The organism is Shewanella sp. Isolate8, assembly GCF_022398495.1.
GTDB classification, from domain to species: Bacteria; Pseudomonadota; Gammaproteobacteria; order Enterobacterales; family Shewanellaceae; genus Shewanella; species Shewanella aquimarina.
On the sequence record NZ_JAKEVI010000003.1, the window covers coordinates 130,121 to 145,075 of the forward strand.

Annotated in this window: 12 protein-coding genes; 8 read left to right on the forward strand and 4 right to left on the reverse strand. The window is 48.9% G+C overall.

The window, feature by feature from the left end; translation table 11 throughout:
* Window positions 1–249 precede the first annotated feature (249 nt).
* On the forward strand, window positions 250–1,242 hold the full coding sequence (locus L1D43_RS13050) for a substrate-binding domain-containing protein (protein ID WP_239853213.1): 993 nt from the start codon (window positions 250–252) through the stop codon (window positions 1,240–1,242).
* 270 nt (window positions 1,243–1,512) lie between these two features.
* Entirely contained in the window at window positions 1,513–1,950 is a 438-nt protein-coding gene (locus L1D43_RS13055; RefSeq protein WP_239852184.1) for a cytidine/deoxycytidylate deaminase family protein, read from the forward strand.
* A gap of 129 nt (window positions 1,951–2,079) precedes the next feature.
* Here the strand turns inward: L1D43_RS13055 and L1D43_RS13060 are convergent, their stop codons facing one another.
* The gene (locus L1D43_RS13060) at window positions 2,080–4,494 is read right to left on the reverse strand and encodes a cytochrome c family protein (protein ID WP_239852194.1); all 2,415 of its coding nucleotides are present in this window, start codon (window positions 4,492–4,494) and stop codon (window positions 2,080–2,082) included.
* A gap of 474 nt (window positions 4,495–4,968) precedes the next feature.
* Between L1D43_RS13060 and L1D43_RS13065 the strand changes: the two genes are divergently transcribed.
* Entirely contained in the window at window positions 4,969–6,165 is a 1,197-nt protein-coding gene (locus L1D43_RS13065; RefSeq protein WP_239852195.1) for a serine hydrolase domain-containing protein, read from the forward strand.
* A gap of 125 nt (window positions 6,166–6,290) precedes the next feature.
* On the opposite strand, the gene L1D43_RS13070 is transcribed toward L1D43_RS13065, so the two are convergent.
* The gene (locus L1D43_RS13070) at window positions 6,291–6,746 is read right to left on the reverse strand and encodes a GIY-YIG nuclease family protein (protein ID WP_239852196.1); all 456 of its coding nucleotides are present in this window, start codon (window positions 6,744–6,746) and stop codon (window positions 6,291–6,293) included.
* Window positions 6,747–7,015: 269 nt separating this feature from the next.
* Between L1D43_RS13070 and L1D43_RS13075 the strand changes: the two genes are divergently transcribed.
* The 3 genes from L1D43_RS13075 to L1D43_RS13085 all read left to right on the forward strand — a co-directional run bounded on the left by L1D43_RS13075 (window position 7,016) and on the right by L1D43_RS13085 (window position 9,829).
* Window positions 7,016–7,921, forward strand: a complete 906-nt coding sequence (locus L1D43_RS13075) for a nuclease-related domain-containing protein (RefSeq protein WP_239852197.1) — start codon at window positions 7,016–7,018, stop codon at window positions 7,919–7,921.
* The gene (locus L1D43_RS13080) at window positions 7,921–8,592 is read left to right on the forward strand and encodes a hypothetical protein (RefSeq protein WP_239852198.1); all 672 of its coding nucleotides are present in this window, start codon (window positions 7,921–7,923) and stop codon (window positions 8,590–8,592) included. The genes L1D43_RS13075 and L1D43_RS13080 overlap by 1 nt, the downstream gene beginning before the upstream one ends.
* 154 nt (window positions 8,593–8,746) lie before the next feature.
* The gene (locus L1D43_RS13085) at window positions 8,747–9,829 is read left to right on the forward strand and encodes a hypothetical protein (RefSeq protein WP_239852199.1); all 1,083 of its coding nucleotides are present in this window, start codon (window positions 8,747–8,749) and stop codon (window positions 9,827–9,829) included.
* 171 nt (window positions 9,830–10,000) lie between these two features.
* Here L1D43_RS13085 and L1D43_RS13090 read toward each other — a convergent pair whose 3' ends face one another.
* Entirely contained in the window at window positions 10,001–10,192 is a 192-nt protein-coding gene (locus L1D43_RS13090) for a hypothetical protein (protein WP_239852200.1), read from the reverse strand.
* A 205-nt stretch (window positions 10,193–10,397) separates the two neighbouring features.
* Window positions 10,398–10,781: a hypothetical protein gene (locus L1D43_RS13095; protein ID WP_239852201.1), complete on the reverse strand. Its 384-nt coding sequence runs from the start codon at window positions 10,779–10,781 to the stop codon at window positions 10,398–10,400.
* Window positions 10,782–11,015: 234 nt separating this feature from the next.
* On the opposite strand from L1D43_RS13095, the gene L1D43_RS13100 reads away from it, so the two are divergent.
* A complete protein-coding gene (locus tag L1D43_RS13100) occupies window positions 11,016–13,742 on the forward strand; it encodes an AAA domain-containing protein (protein ID WP_239852202.1) in 2,727 nt (908 codons plus the stop codon).
* Window positions 13,743–13,991: 249 nt separating this feature from the next.
* On the forward strand, window positions 13,992–14,786 hold the full coding sequence (locus L1D43_RS13105) for a hypothetical protein (protein ID WP_239852204.1): 795 nt from the start codon (window positions 13,992–13,994) through the stop codon (window positions 14,784–14,786).
* Window positions 14,787–14,955 lie beyond the last annotated feature (169 nt).

The window sequence follows — 14,955 nt, forward strand, 5'->3', positions numbered from 1 at the left end:
CGGAGGCGCTTTCACAAGCAGAAGAGTCAAGGCTCCACGTATTTATCACTAAAAATTCTTGATCCAACACATATCTTTGGCGGTGTCACTTTGCTACATTTGGTTATCAAAATGTGAAATCTTGATCTGGCTTGATATGGCTATGCAATCAAGACGTTAGTTATTAATACCTTAGCTACGACTAACCTAGTTATTAGGAAATGGATTCGAGAGGCTATTGTGACTCGGTTACTCATCACACTCATCTCGCTGACCTTACTGGCCACCACCACGCTCAGTGCCGATGTCAGTGCCAAAACATTGAGATTCGCCGTAGTGCCAAAATTTTACGGCGCCTTCTTCGATCAGAGTAAGCTCGGCTGCGAAGCCGCCGCCAGACAGCTCAAGGATGTCGAGTGTATCTATCTGGGGCCAGAGATCTCCAGCGTGAGACTGCAAGATAAGGTGATCGAGCAGCTTATCGACCAAGGCATAGACGGCATTGCCGTGGCCATCACCCAGTCTAAGTTTCTCGCCGAGAACAGCCTCACCAAGGCCAAGGCCGCCGGTATCCCGGTGATCACCTACGACTCAGATTTCGACGCCCCAACCCTGGCCCAGCATCAAGATCTGCGCCGCGCCTACATAGGTACAGACAACTTTGCCTTCGGCCTGGCACTGGGTGAGCAACTCAAGAAGCTCAGGCCCAATGGCGGTAGCCTCATCATACAAACCGGTCGCCCCGACTCCCCTAACCTCAACCTGAGGATCATGGGGATTCGCAGCGCGCTCTCAGGTAAAACCTACACCACGCCACCGGGAAAGCGCCTACACAAGGATAACGGCTGGACAGAGATCAGGGAGCCCTTCTCTAACTTCGACCAACTCAGTCAGGCGGTGAGACAGATGGAATCCGTCATGAAGGGCAAACCCGTTAAGGCCGACTCCTTTATCGCCGTGGGTGGCTGGCCGCAAAACGATGAGGCCCTGTATCGCAAGATGATAGCGCCCTATAAAATTAAGCTAAATAACAAAGAGATAGTCGTGATTATCTCAGATGCGGCACCGCCTCAGCTCGCCATGCTGCAAGACCACCTCGCCCATACCAACATAGGCCAGAGCCCCTACGAGATGGGTCGCCAGGCGATATTTACTCTGCATAAGATCGTCAGCGACCAAGCCTTCGAGCAGATAGTCTTTACCCCCATCAAACTCTGCACGCCAGAAAATGCCAAGCACTGCGCTAAGACAGGCAGCGACTAAACCGAGCTAACCTTTAAGCAGAGGCTCCGGCCCTCTCACTTTTCAATAGCCGTCAATTGCAGTCAATAGGCGTTAGCCAGCCTCTTTCGCCTAGCTCAGGCTGACAGTTTCCCATAGCCAAGGCAGCGAAAATTCTAAACGAAGCAGCCGCTCGAAAAGTGACTAGGCAAGTGATTAATTAAGAGACTAAGCAGTAGTTGATTTCTCATTGTTCTCCATAGAGAATAGCGCCTAGCATATTCAGATATTTAGCAGAGGAACCTCAAGAAGATGATGACCAAATGGGCAATACGTTTTTTACAGATGGCCGAGCTCGTAGCTTCTTGGAGTAAAGACCCCTCCACCCAGGTTGGCGCCGTGATCACCGAAAACAACCGCATTGTCTCGCTGGGATTCAACGGCTACCCGCACGGGATCTCCGACAGCGCCGAGACAGACAACCGCGAGATGAAACTGCTCAAAACACTGCACGCCGAAGAGAACGCCATTCTCTACGCCAAGCGGGATCTCAGCAGCTGCGAGATCTGGGTGACCCACTTCCCCTGCCCCAACTGCGCCGCCAAGATCATCCAGACTGGGCTAAAGGTGGTCCACAGCCCACAACCCAGCGACGACTTCCTCTCTCGCTGGGGCGATAAGATTAAGGTCAGCCAGGATATGTTTGACCAGGCAGGTGTAGAAGTCGATTGGATGCAGGTTGAACGGTAAAATCAGTCCCAAAATCAATCCCAAAATCAGTCCCAAAATCAGTCCCAAAATCAATCAAGAAATCAGTCCCAAAATCAATCAAGAAATCAGGCACCTTTCGGTGCCTGAAACCATTTATAAACCCCAGTTTTAATTCACTAAGTTGAAACTACTGCTGGTCGGCACACCATCCCAACTGCCGCTGACATCGGTCACGCTAATGGTATAAGTACCGGGCGTCGTACCACCATTGCCTTTTCTGTTGGGCGCAGAGGTTTTCCAGCGAACCTCTGCAACCCCTGCACTGTCACTGGCGCCGCTAACAAGCGTAAAACTTTCCAGCGTCGTAGTGTTGGTCACATTCATACTGACGACGGCACCTTCCTCTAGCTCGCCATTAGCTTCCTGCACCAAGGCTCGAATAACCACCTCATCGCCGACTGTCATAGTGCTTGAAGCGATAAAAGTAGTTGTCTGAGATTTACCTTTGCCGCTTTGCTGTAAATACCCGGTGCTGATACTACTCACCCCCAAGGTCTCGTCAGTCACAGGTGGTGAGCCCCACGTAGTTGACGCCATCAACTGCGGCTTAGCCATCCCCGTATTGAGCCAAGCTTCCAGCATGTTATCGCCTTCGGCGCCGAGAAATGCGCTCTGGCGATTATTGGCCAAGTAGAGGAACTGTATGTACTCCCAACTAGTGCCTTGGTAAAACAGGTCGATAGTGGCATAAACGGCACCGGCCGGAGGATTGAGGGTCAGCCGATCATAATGCTCATACACACCGCCAACACCAGGAGCGCCAAATTGATTGGCGGGCACCGGCAGCGCGTTGCGCCTTTTCGCCTCATCGAAGCTCATGCCATAGGGAGGAATACGATTGTCGGCCGCCACATAATTGTTTAACGCAAAGTGAAAACTCTCCGCAACACTGTCGGCACTGCCAGCGGCTAAATCCGCCAGAGTCGTTACCACCTCGCCACTAAAACGGTCATAGGCTAGCGCTATATCTCCGCTAACACCTAAGGACACTAACCGCTCAGCCCAGGCTTGGGTGATCCCATAATGCGCCGAATAGATACGGGTATTGGCACCAGTTAAATCCACTATCGATTCCACTTCAACAGCTGCGCCACCGGCAGGATTGGCAAGCGTCACACCTATCGGCCCGTAAGCGCCATCTTCACGTAACAATTGCTCGTCACCGTCATACCACTTGATGTTAAGCCACATACGCCGACCTTCGGGATAACCAGAGATCAGTTTATGCCCGGTGAGATTCACAACTGTGAGCAGGTTACCCGCCACACTCAAGTTGGCCGCCTGTTGCAGATGCTGCTTCGCCCTTTCGGTCGCCAAGTCGATAGCCGATAACTGCACCGTGGTCAGCCCATCACCCAGCCTTAGTTGCGAGCGACTGTCCTGATATTTGATGACATCGCCAATCCAGCTATTACCACCGGTAAAGTCATGTTGTGGCAAGTCTTTACGCACTTGAACACCGCGCTTATTCGCACCGGCGCCTTGCACTGGCCGCATGTGACAGCTTTGACAGCTGAAATAACGAATATCACCATCGGCATAATTACCGCCGGTTCCCGCTAATAGCGCAGCCTGATAGGTCTGCTCAATCGCGCCGCCTGGATGACGTAAGTTTTCAGGCAGAGAGAGAAAATCGGCCACCTGCGTGGTGGGAAATGCGCTGGCTTTATACTCGCTAAAAGTACGTTCAACCACGCCATAGGCATAAGGAGGGTTATTAAACGCTGCCTTCTCAACCACAGAGCCGCCCACATTTGGGGTTCCACTGGCATCTTGAGAGGAGATCACCTGCGGCGCTCCGGGCTGCGTGCCATTACCCGGAGCTAAATCGCCCACCACAGGGTTGGACACATCATGACAGGAGCCACAAAAGTCCACATGGCGATGAAACTTTGACTGCATAAACTGATGGCGGGCATCGGCATCGACATAAGGGCCTAACTTGGCGCTGCTGGCGCTCCAGAGTGACAAGATACCGCTGCCGTAAAAGCCTTCATTGGCACTTTGACATGTACCCGATGGCGCTAATGCTTTATCGCTACAGTTAGCAATAAAGGGTGCAGTCATCGCACCTTGCAACACGGGATCGGAATTGTCGGTGTTGGTCATTACATGGCAGGTATCGCAATCCACGCCATTGTCATCCATCGCAGGAATGCCCGAACCATCGGTTGGAGTTGAGTGCCCCTCATACCAGCCTTTGGTGCTGTGACAGCGGATACAAAAATCCCCCGCGCCATCAAAATCTTGTTCTGCCACCGCCATGGTCGCCCAGAAAATCGGATCGCGACTGGCATTGGCCATGGCACTACCGCGCCAGCCCGTAGCAGGCTCATATTCAGGATTGGTTTTGTTATAGCCAGAGTGGCAGTTATCGCACTTGTCTGGTGACTCAAAATTGCCTGCTTGCCCCTGCTGAGTCCCAGGCATCTGCACTTCGGTAGGCACCACATCTGCCGCAAAACATTGGGCGATGAGCAAGCTCGTGCTCAACGCGATAAAGGAGAGTTTATTGAACATCATATTTGCCCCCATTGATTTTAAGCTGTGGAAAGGCGACAGCTAACGGTTAAATTTTAACCAATGGGATTTATCTAATATTGACCTACCTCAAATCAGGTAAGCTTTGTTATAACATTGTGAACATACTGCCATGAGCATTAGACCCTTAATGACTTAGCGTCATAGCACTTAGTGATAAGCGGTGTAATGCCTGAAAGCTTTTGCAAGATATTCTCCACCATGAACGTATTGATTGCTCTAGACAGAAAAGAAAAGGATAACCATCAAATGCCCAAGTTAAGCTAACACAAACCACCACTGTTGCTCGCTAACTTCCCTCTCTACTCCCAATGAGACTGCCCCTAAACACTTAATGTAACAATTGGAAATATGTAAGTGTTGGAATACATAGCTAATCCCCTTTATTGTCGATAAAACAAACGGCATACAAGTGACTTCTCAGGGACAGGAAACAAGAAGATTAGGAGCAACAAAATGAAGCTTAGCCATTTCACACTCACAATGGTGTTTCTTGCTTTGGCAGGATGCTCGGTCAGCAACCAAGAATCGACAGCCGCAAATCAACAACTCGCCCGACAACAAGTATTCGAAAGCAGTATTCGTTCAATCGACGATGATGGAAACAGCAGCGCATCAACCAATACGTTGGAAGCGCGAATGAAGGCTTATGGCGTCCCGGCGGTGAGCATTGCCGTATTTGATAACAACCAAATTATCTGGTCGAAGGGATACGGCAAGCCAGACATAGAATCGAACCAAGGAGTAACCAGGGATACGCTGTTTCAGGCCGCTTCCATTTCAAAAGCGGTCACCAGTGTCGCAGCATTTAAAATGATTCAGAACGGCAACTTTGAGCTTAATGAAGATGTGAACTTAAAACTTAAACGTTGGCATGTACCCGAAAACCAATTTACTCAACAACAAAAAGTCACACCAAGCCGGATCATGAGCCACACATCTGGGCTGAATGTCTCAGGATTCGAAGGTTATACCCAAAACCAGACTATTCCCTCATTAGTTCAAATATTACAAGGCAGTAGCCTGAGTAACTCTCCCGCCGTCAAGGTCTTTCAAAAACCAGGTGAATCTGAGTATTACTCAGGCGGAGGCATGACAGTCTTGCAACTCTTGATGGAAGACACTAGTGCGCAGCCTTTCTCACAACTAATGCAGCAATTGATACTCAAGCCTTTAAATATGAGCCAAAGCTCATTCGAACTGGCACTGCCAAATGAACTTCAGAGCCAAATTGCAAAAGGATACGATAGCCAGCAATCCATGATTGAAGGGGGCTACCATCTCTATCCAGAGAAGGCGGCAGCAGGTCTATGGAGCACACCCACCGATTTAGCAAAATTTATGATAGCCCTAGGTAAAGCCTACCGCGGCGAGGATGAAACTTTGCTATCACAACAATCAGCCAAAACCATGTTAACCAGAGTGCCCGGCGCGGGTGGAACAGGCATAGGAATAGATGGTGAAGCAGACGCATTTCGCTTTAGGCATAGCGGCGGAAACGCCGGATACACCTGCTACGCAGTTTCCTTTGCAAATTCGGGACGAGGCTTCGTTGTGATGACCAACTCGGACAACGGCTTTCAATTAATCCACGAAATATCCAGAGCCGTATCGGAGACTTATGGTTGGCCTCCAATGTGGATGCGTGAATAGTACCCTTAACGTCTCGATACTTATGAGCGCTAGGGCTCCACCGCATAACGAGATCTGCTCCATATGCCCAAAGGTTAACCGATAGAGAGATCTCCAAATCGTTTTAGCATCAACGAAAGTGATTCTTACCAGAATCCCCCACCGTTATTTTCACTCTCAAAATGCTTCTGGCGCAGATAGGAAATCGAAACCTCGTGCCACTTGATCCCTATTGAGCTGAGGCCATCACAGATCTCCTCAATCCGGGTATCCAGATAGATATCCATAGTCAACTCATCCAGATACTTAGGATTGCCAAGGTCTACCTCTTGCAGCGGGTGCACCACCATAAAAAACTCTGTGCCCTGATACCTCAGGTGGTCAAAGTAATTATGGATAATGGTCTCGACTTTCTTCATGTCGTCGACCTGCATGGCAAAATAGACATCGAGTTCTTGAGCGCGGCCAGTCGTATCCAAGTCACGTGCACGACGTATAGGGTCTATGCTGAGTCCAATCTTAATCTGATTGAGGTTTTCGGGCTCACGCATCACATAGATAAACCCAGGCCCATGGGGATCATTAGTATTAGAAAATCGCATATAGCCTCTACTTCCTTGATAAATTACGCTTGCTCTTCACGAGTCTACCTTAGAATCGACAGCAATGAAGATCGTGTCCTCACAGAACGCGAGCCCAACTTATAGCCAGCTCCCACCTGAAAGGCCGCAGCCAGCAAGATCGAAAAACACGTCACAATTAGACCAATTACCAGTTACTTTTTAGACACATTGAGCGTATATTATGCGCATATTCATGGGTTTATATCTCTAACCACTGATATACCCTTTCATTTGCTTCAAGGATGAACATGACAGAATTGGCAGCCAATCTCATATCAATAGCCGTCTTGCTATCGGGTATGTTTGTCGTGATGAGTGTCGCTTGGCTAATTCTAAAACGGCGTGACCTCACCCTAGATTTACCCGTCGATCGCGACCAACTTATCCGCATTCCCGCCTACGGCTTACAGCAACAGATTCAAGATCTACAGATGGATGTCATCGGCGCCTTGGTTATTGCCGTCATGGTTGTTGCCTTTCCCTTCGCCATTGACAGCCTCAAGGCCCATATCATTCAAGAGGATGTCCCCTGGCTATTCATCTTTACCATAGTCATAGGACTGTTTTATAGCGGCTACAAAACCTGGAAAGCCTTCACGAAATTGACCAAGCTGCGTCTGGGTCATACCGCCGAAATAGCGACAGCCAACGAGCTTATCGGGTTACAGGCGTTGGGTTATCAGGTCTTCCACGACGTGCAGGCAGAGGGCTTTAATATCGACCACCTCGCCATAGGCAAAAATGGCGTATTTGCCATAGAAACCAAAGGCCGCCACAAGCGTACTAAAGACAAGCAGAACGGCGGCAAGGCTCATGAAGTCTTCTACAAAGATAACCGCTTATGCTTCCCCTCTTGGCATGAAACCAAGCCGATTGAACAGGCCTCCAGACAAGCGAAGTGGGTCGGAAACTGGCTCACCAAGGCAAGCGGAGTCGAGGTCAATGCCATGCCTGTACTCGTGTTCCCTGGCTGGTACGTCACCAACCAATCCAGGCCACCTTTCCCCATCTTGAATCACAAGCAGTTGGTGAAAACCTTGCCCAAGGTCAACGGCCACAAAGACTACAGTCAAACATTCACCCAGCAAGAGATGGACGCCATTGTCTATCAGGTTGCACAAAGGTGTTTGAGTAAGAGTGAGGCTGGAAACTAATGGACGCCCTACTTTTAAGATCTGCAGAGTTTGAAAAGTTAATGACGGAGTATTTGACGATTCCTCCTGCAATAGCGTCCAAAAAAAGTCAGGCTGCCCGAATCATGTGCAGCGTCGCATTTGAACATTCAGAAAGTATTAAAATTCTGTTGGCGACCGGAAATTTCACATCAGCAACAGGGCTACTGAGATTGCAATTCGAGGCACTAGTAAGGGCACATTGGTTCCATTTTGCTGCAACAGACATTCAAATAGAAAAGCATTTGGAGGAGCTTACATATAAATCAGCAACCAAAAATTCTAAAGCCCCCATGCTTAGTGAAATGCTACAAAAGATGGAAGGTAAAGCACCTAAAAACGCATTGGATCCGTTACTAGAATTTAAACAGTTTTCATGGAAACCATTAAGCTCATACGTGCACGGCGGTATTCATGCTATAAATCGCCACAGCCAGGGTTATCCAATTCAACTGCTTGAGCTAGTACTTAGAAACTCAAATGGTTTAAATGGCGTTACTGCCTATTTCTGGTCGCACTTAACTGGACAGCCCCACAGACCGAAAGAGGTGATGGAATTATTTAAAGAATTTCGAAACTGTCTTCCACCAGATAGGCTTAAGAACTTGAGTAAAGCTATATGTGATAGCGCACAAGAAGTAAAAAATACATAACCGCTTAAGAAAAGGGTAAAACCTTTACTCTGTTTCCAGCATTTTACAAGGTAAAATTAACAAATGAATAAGTGCTGATAAATCCAAACATCGGCATATTAACAACCAATTATTAATAGAAAAACCAATAACAAAACTGAAGGCAAAGCTATATATGACAAGTGTTACTGAGCTATTTGAGATTTCAAGCCAGCAAAAATTTATTGACTTCTCGATGGCTGTTCTAGAAGGAAAGCTGGACTTCCCAGCCAATGTTAAGTTCAAAGATTGGCCAAAAATAGAGCTAAATATTAAAGGGAAACGTTACCACAGCAGCTTACCGACATCTGTAATGGAAGGTTTTGTACAGTTCCAAAATGATGTTTACCTTGCCTTTGCTTTGATAAAATATGGGGTAGCAGACTTACGCAAGCTATCAGCAACCGAGAAACAAGACCTAGAGCTTATTTTTGAGATTAAAGAGGGGTCTACTGATAGTAACTCTACAATTGACAATTGGGCCAATAAGGCATTGGAATCTTTAGGTAACATTATGAGCAGCATGGACAGTAGAGATAAAGCAGCTGTTTTAATCACGTTAGTTTTGGGCGCTGCTGGCTATTTTGCATTTGATAGCTATCAATCAAATCAAACAGAGCAAGTCAAAGTTCAAAAGGATGTTGAGCAGGCCAGATTAAAAGTTGAGTCGGAAAAGGTAACAGCAGAAATACAAAAGCTAAGCATTGCGGCACTGCAAGATGCAAATCAACAAATTCACAAGGTAACTGTTACTGCCTTGCAACAGAAAATCACTGAAGAGGCTAGTGAAGAAACATTAACACGTATAAAGACAGCTTCTGCTCAGTTCAACGCAGGGCATAGAGCTATTGTTCGAAGTGCACAAGATGCAGAACAGATTACCATTGGGGAAGCTGTACTTAATAAAGAAGCAATTAAAGCTGTTGCTAAACAGCCTAGACCTGTACGTGACCGTCAACCTCTAACAGTAGAATGCATTATTCAGGGTATGAAACGTCATAAAGATTACATGACATTTAATGTAAACTGTGCTGCTGGTGAATTCCCTTTACGAGTTGCGACTAATATTGAAGGCGCCAGATCTGAAATAGATGAGCTATTTGAATCACTTAGAACAGGAAGTTCAATTAAATTGAAGCTAAATGCTAACTATGTCAATCAAAAAATAGAAAAAGCACAATTTGTAGAAATAGTAAAAGAGCCTATAGCTAAGCTATAAAACTTACGAGACGGAGGTGCTGCAAAAATTTCCTTGGTATTGCTCTAAACTTGACTTGGAAACATTAATTTTAATTCACCTAAAAACCTGAACAAGACTTGCTCTGTTTTTCCTATCTAATGAAACAAAAAGCGACCATCAGGTCGCTTTTTGTTTTCACTGAAAACTTTTTTAGCTAATCACTATCACACATAATGCACAAACATTAACCGCACCCGCTTTCGCAGGAAAATTTCCCGCTTTAAAATCAACAGGTTTGTTACAAATCAAATTTGCAAATAATAGCAGTGCTGTAAACATTTCTAGATCAACACCATTAACGAACTCATTTAGTAGCTCCCAAAACAATGTGATTTCACTCATATCTATCTCCTATTCAATGTAAAGCGGTAACATCCGACTTGATGTCGACATCTACTATATGGAAATAAATACGATTATTTGGTTTTCGTTTTTTGAAAAACTAAAAGCCAAAAAACAATATACTCACGTCTCTATGAACCTACGTCCAGACATCAAACCTCAACTTTCATAACTTTTTCAAGCTAGCCTAAAGAAAAAACCTTATCTAAGACATCTCTAATAAGCCATGCCGTTGCCCAACAGCATTAGCAACGGCGACCAAGCGGCTTTTTATCTCTTGTTCTATGCCCGTACCTCGCTCAAGCAAGTCATCAACGGCGATGAAGGCGATGGTCATCAGACGGCTGCTCTCATAGTGGCAGGCGTAACCCGGTTCGACTATCCAGTTCTCTGAGGTTAACTGCTCGGCCTTGTCATCTAGGGTTCTGACCAGGGTGAAGTCGAAAGTTAAGACATGATCTTCCTTCCCATACCAATCTGCCTTTAACGCCTGGAAATTAATCCACATCTCAAGCTTGGCCAACAACGGCTTAAGTGAACTGGAAAATCTATCATCGGCTGTGATGGTGATGGGGAATCCTTGCTGCATGGCTCTTGTTACCTCTTGCGTAAGCTTGCCGCTTACTTTACCCGCCAGCTTGCTCTTATTCTTGGCTGCCGGAAATGACCTCGGTCTGTCGATAGAATTTGATTGTGCTGGTGAACCGCCTCAGATGCAATGGTAAAGAGCAAAACCCAGGGCGCAATCTCCCACCACACCTTGTTGAAATTTAATGGTTAAGTTACTCTTGCAACGCTAATAAACCATGGGGATGAATAGGGTTTGCAAGGGATTCTGAGCTACTACAAACAGTGCTTTGCGCACGACAGCGCCGAGATCAACCTCTGGTCGTGTCATAAGCTGGCCGAGCAAGATCAGCTGCTGCTACAGGGCGAAGATGAGCTGGCCAGTGGCTTTCTCCCCCGTCTCCCCTTGCCCCACACCTTAGCCTCGGCGTTAATGAACCGCAGCGCCCTCTATCTGCGTGAGCGGGTATTGCTGCATTGCAGCCTCTTCTTTAGCGGCACCATAGAGCTCAATGGCGAGCGACGTAAGGTGGTTACACCGCTGCTCTATCGCGAATGCCAGATACAGGCCGATGGCGATGAGATCTTTCTGCAAGCCAGCGAGTCATTAACCGGCCAAAACCCATTTACCATCAACGAGGCGCTACTTGAAAAACTCGTAGTGGAAGGCCATAGCCTAACCCAGGAGCTGCGCGATAACCCCACGGACGTGAGCGGCTGGATTGCCTGGCTGCGCGCCGGACAGGCCGATGTGGATGCAACTCAGCTACTGCATTTTCCCAAGCTGATTGATGAAGCGATATTTGAAGGCTTAAGGCGCAAACGCAAAGGCTTTCTGGTGAGTCGCAGCCAGCTGGTGCTGGCCGAGCGATCCCTGGCCAGTCGCGGCATACTGCACGAACTCGACCTATTGATGACGGCTCCTGATCTTTCTCTGCCGCTACAGGCCCTGTTTGCCGAGCAGCAGCCATCGCTCCAGAGCAAACGACAGATCACAACCCAGCAAGATTGCCTGCCGGGACTGCTGAGTAATGCCCAGATGCAGGCGCTGGATATCGCCGCCAACCACACCCTAGGACAGATCTCAGGCCCGCCCGGCACGGGCAAGAGCTACACCATAGCCACCATAGCCGCCGAGCAGATATTGCGCGGCAAGTCGGTGCTGATCGCCGCCCACACAGATGTTGCCGTGGACGTGATAGCCGATAAGTTGCAGCAACAGTTTCAGCTCGGCAGTAGCCTGATCCGCGCCGGGTCGCCGCAATTTATCAAGCAGCTCAAGTCCCAGGTGGACGACATGCTCAACAGCATTCATCCCGTCGCCAATAAGAAGGTAACTGACATTGCGCTGCAGAAGGCCTACAAGCAGCTCGAGATAGTGACCAAACAGCAAGCCAAGCTGGAACAGAGCTTTACCCGCCATTGCAAACGCGCCATCGGTCGCGGCCAGAAGCTGGCGAGGCTCGAGCAGCAAAAATCCCGCTGGCGCCTGCCCTGCTATAACTGGTTCTATCGCGGCGGCATTAGGCGCTTCTCCCGCCAGTGGGAGGTGCTCGACAGCTTAAACAACTTGATAGCGCAGAAAGAGAAGCTCAGCCTTGAGTATCTGCAGCTAGCCACCAGCCACAGGCAAAGTCGTCTGCTGCAAAACAAGCGCAGCTCCCTGGTAAACTTTGCCAAGGCGATAAGGGCCCGCCAGTCGGCGAAACAGCTGGAGGCCTTCTACAACACAGACTTCTCGGCGCTGCAGCAGACCTTTCCCATCTGGTTATCCAGCCTCGCCAACCTGCACAGGGTATTGCCCATGCAGCAGGAGATGTTCGATCTGGTGATCATCGACGAGGCCACCCAGGCCAATATTGCCGAGTGTCTGCCCGCCCTGCAGCGCGCCAAGGCGGCACTTGTGGTGGGCGACAGCAAACAGCTGAGACACTTCTCATTTCTGTCTCGCGAGAAACAAGCCAGCATTCAAACCCAGCTCGGTATAGCACCCGACAAACGCGGACTACTGAGCTATCGCGATGCTAGCATGTTAGACCTGGTATCTAGCTCGTTGAGCGCCCAGACGCAGGTCGCCTTCCTGGACGAGCACTTTCGCAGCAAGCCTGAACTTATCCAGTTCAGTAACCAGGCCTTCTATCAAAATGCCCTCAAGGTGATGCAGCACAGGCCCTGCACCAGCTCGGGACACCTGCACAGAGTTCAGGTTAATGGTGAGCGCGACGCCAAGGGGATTAACCTCCTCGAGGCCGAAGCCTTGATCGACAAGCTGAGCCAGCTTATTGAGGAACAGGCCGATGCCTTGGTGCCATCAAGCATTGGGGTACTCTCCTGTTTTCGACATCAGACAGAGTATCTGTCGAAGCAGATCATGGCCCGGTTCAGCCTGGCGCAGATAGAACGTCATCAGCTGAGGATCGCCACGCCTTTTGGCTTTCAAGGCGAGGAGCGCGACATCATGCTGCTCTCCTTCAGCGTGACCGCACAGGACAGTCGCGCCGCGGCCTACCTTAACCGCGCCGATATGTTTAACGTGGCCATCACCCGCGCCAAACAGACCCAGTGGCTGTTTCTGTCTTTGGATGAAACGGCGCTGCCTAACAATAATCTGCTGGCTAAATACCTCACCTCGGCGACCCAGTTTGAGGCTAAACACAACTATGTCGATGCGTTAGATGAGTTCGGTCAGTCGGTGACCCAGGCGCTTGAGGCCAAGGGGATTACTGTGTGGCGCGCCTACCATATGGCGGGGCTGGAGCTGGATATTCTCTGCCGCTACGGCGACCAGTATCTGGCAATAGACTTAATTGGCTACCCTGGCCCTTGGGAGGACTTCTTCGAGATTAACCTCTACAAGCTACTGCAGCGCGCCGGCGTCAACCTAATACCCCTGAGCTACGGCCTGTGGAGCCAGCAGCAAGACCTGTGTATCGACCACATCTGCAAGCAGTTCGGTATAGCGCCCACCCAAGAGGTCGCTTGAAGAAAATTCAATTGCCCACAGCCAGTTAATACCGCAAGGTTATATTTTTAGATCAAATGGATAGTAAGTATGTCAAAGGGAATGACACAGCTTAACCGGATACCTCTACCGTTTTTATTACCGGCGTTATTGCTGACTCTATCACTGACCTCCACACTCGTTTTAGGGCTGCCAGAGGGTGCGGCAAACCTAGCCATCCCCTGCTTGGAAAATACCGACTTACAGAATCCCCATATGGAGGCTCCCTGTATGAAGGACGCAATCGACAACACGGCAAGCCTCACCTATCGAAATGACGCCATGCTGGAGAGCGGGCAAGAGGTCCATATGATGAGCAAAATCGAGCTCAACTTAGTTAGCAACGGGATTGACGAACAAGCCACACCACAAATCATCGCAGCCAAATTTCTCTCCGCCACCATGACACTTAGTTGTGATAGCGACTGCGGCACCATGGACGGCCTGAACCGTCACGCCGGGCAGCTATTTACCGCCTTTAACCGTTACCTCGCCAACCTGCCTCAACTTAACCTAGTGAGTGCCAAAGACGTTAAGCTAGAAGACTCTAAGCTAAAAAGCTTTGAGCTAGAAGGCGATAGCGAGTCGCTGCTAATCCGTATCGCGCAAAGCAAGACAGAGATATCCAGCCTGCTAGCAACGGACATTCAGAGCGAAATTAACGAAGGAAAGCACCCCATAGTTTACGTCAAACTCCTTGGCGAACATGACTTAGTACTGCACCTCAAACTCCTGCTTACAGACAAAACCTGGTTAATCGCAGAGACAATCGAAGAAGGCTTGAGAAGCACAGAAACCGCTGAAGACGGCTTGAGCGTAGCAGACCAACTTCCCTTAATTAACTTCAGCCAAAGCGAGTATGAGGTCTTTCATCAAAACAGACCTTGGGCGGAGCACTTTGTAATGAATCAAATCCGCCTAAACCAGTGCTGGCACAGGACTATCGCCGCGACACGACTCGCACCAGACGGCACCACTACAACCCAGGACAGAGACGTCGTCACCTGCGACTATCAATACCGTTGACCACTCGTCCGCAAACAACCGCGCACAGCCCAAATTAAACAGTTCAATTCTAACGGGCGTAAAAAAGCGAACCACAAGGGTTCGCTTTTTGATATCTAAGCTTCAGATGAAGCTAGCTATTACATAATTGCGTCGCTGACGAAGCACTCTTTGCACAATCCGCTCCGCG

Coding starts and splice junctions, on each gene's coding strand:
- L1D43_RS13055 (WP_239852184.1), top strand. CDS start 1,513: ATGATGACCAAATGGGCAATACGTTTTTTACAGATGGCCGAGCTCGTA.
- L1D43_RS13060 (WP_239852194.1), bottom strand. CDS start 4,494: ATGATGTTCAATAAACTCTCCTTTATCGCGTTGAGCACGAGCTTGCTC.
- L1D43_RS13065 (WP_239852195.1), top strand. CDS start 4,969: ATGAAGCTTAGCCATTTCACACTCACAATGGTGTTTCTTGCTTTGGCA.
- L1D43_RS13070 (WP_239852196.1), bottom strand. CDS start 6,746: ATGCGATTTTCTAATACTAATGATCCCCATGGGCCTGGGTTTATCTAT.
- L1D43_RS13075 (WP_239852197.1), top strand. CDS start 7,016: ATGACAGAATTGGCAGCCAATCTCATATCAATAGCCGTCTTGCTATCG.
- L1D43_RS13080 (WP_239852198.1), top strand. CDS start 7,921: ATGGACGCCCTACTTTTAAGATCTGCAGAGTTTGAAAAGTTAATGACG.
- L1D43_RS13085 (WP_239852199.1), top strand. CDS start 8,747: ATGACAAGTGTTACTGAGCTATTTGAGATTTCAAGCCAGCAAAAATTT.
- L1D43_RS13090 (WP_239852200.1), bottom strand. CDS start 10,192: ATGAGTGAAATCACATTGTTTTGGGAGCTACTAAATGAGTTCGTTAAT.
- L1D43_RS13095 (WP_239852201.1), bottom strand. CDS start 10,781: ATGCAGCAAGGATTCCCCATCACCATCACAGCCGATGATAGATTTTCC.
- L1D43_RS13105 (WP_239852204.1), top strand. CDS start 13,992: ATGAAGGACGCAATCGACAACACGGCAAGCCTCACCTATCGAAATGAC.